A 1,353-nucleotide genomic window follows, 5' to 3' on the forward strand; every position below is an offset into this window, starting at 1 on the left:
GACGCTTGAAACGGCGGCGGTGGTCGAATTCTCTTTGAGTTCACCCTTGGATCTGTCGGGGCGCAAACTGCCTGCACGCCAGATTATCAGTGCGGTGTGCCAATGGCAGTATCGCGGTGCTGAATGCGGGTACACGGGACCACCTTACTTCACGCGCAACAACATCGAGACGAAGAAGCCGGAAGAGGATATGTGCGGTGGGCGATTGTCGTGCTGCCGAAAGCGCTTTAAGGACGTGCCGCTGCCTTTTGGCGGCTTTCCGGCCGCAGGCGCGCATGGCGCGCTTACGCGAGGCGGATAAGTGATGCTTGCTGATCGGACGCGTGCGGCGATTCAGGAGCACGCGCTCGCGAGTTATCCGAACGAATCGTGCGGGCTGATCGTGAACGGCGATTACCTGCCGTGCGCCAATGTTTCAAATCTTCCGTCCGAGCACTTCTCCATTTCAGCGGCCGAGTACGCTTGCGCAGAAGACGTGGGATGCGTGCAGGCCATCGTTCATTCGCATCCTGATGCGAGTGCTCTGCCAAGCCTTGATGACCTGTTTGCATGTGGGACGTCAGGCGTTCCGGTGTGGTTTATTCAAAGCGTGCAGCGCGACCAGCACGGGGCCGTCCACGCTGGCCGCCTTCATCACATCACGGCGCAAGTAATCGCCCGAGCGACTGCCACAGCGCCGCTGATCGGCGCGCGCTTTGTGCACGGCGTGGACGATTGTTACGGCGTCGTGCGTCGTTATTACCACGCCGCACTTGGGCTGGAGTTGCCGGACTTCGAACGCGCCGGAAAGTGGTGGACCGATACTGCGTGCTCGCTGTATCTCGACAACTACGAAGCGGCGGGCTTCATCAGCCTGGGGTTCGACGCGCGTTTGCATACGGGCGACGTCTTACTTATGGCAATTGCGAGCCGATACGGCGTGCCCAACCACGCCGCGGTCTATCTTGGGAACGACGAGATACTGCATCACCTTTGGGGTCAGCTCTCGCGACGCGAGCTGCTGCCACGCTACCGCAAACACGTGACGCATGTGCTGCGTCATCGGGAGACACTCAATTGGAAGATGTAGTGCGCCCAATCAGGCTCTATGGGAGTCTGGGGGCCAAGTTCGGTCGCGACCACGCCTATGTTGTGCGTTCTCCTCGCGAAGCCTTGAGAGCGCTCAGCACGATGATTCCCGGATTCTGGCAGGAGCTCGTCAGAAGCGGCCAGCGGGGCGTGCGTTATGCGGTATTCGTGGGCCAGCGCAATGTGGATAAGACGCAGCTCGATTGGCCCTCGGGCGGCGAGCCGATCCGCATCGCTCCGGTGATTGCGGGCAGTAAGGCCGGCGGGATATTCCAGACGATCGCA

General features: G+C 60.7%; 2 protein-coding genes and 1 pseudogene. All 3 read left to right on the forward strand.

The window, feature by feature from the left end; genetic code table 11:
* A partial coding sequence (locus QCE79_RS32785) for a phage minor tail protein L (RefSeq protein ID WP_309851585.1) occupies window positions 1–301 on the forward strand: 301 nt, incomplete at its 5' end.
* Window positions 302–304: 3 nt separating this feature from the next.
* Window positions 305–1,069 (forward strand): Mov34/MPN/PAD-1 family protein, encoded by a 765-nt coding sequence (locus QCE79_RS32790; RefSeq protein ID WP_309851587.1) that lies wholly within the window; start codon window positions 305–307, stop codon window positions 1,067–1,069.
* Window positions 1,057–1,353 (forward strand): annotated as a pseudogene (locus QCE79_RS32795) (tail assembly protein); the annotation flags it as partial. The gene QCE79_RS32790 and the pseudogene QCE79_RS32795, both read left to right, overlap by 13 nt.

Source organism: Caballeronia sp. LZ003, from assembly GCF_031451465.1.
Lineage (GTDB): Bacteria > Pseudomonadota > Gammaproteobacteria > Burkholderiales > Burkholderiaceae > Caballeronia.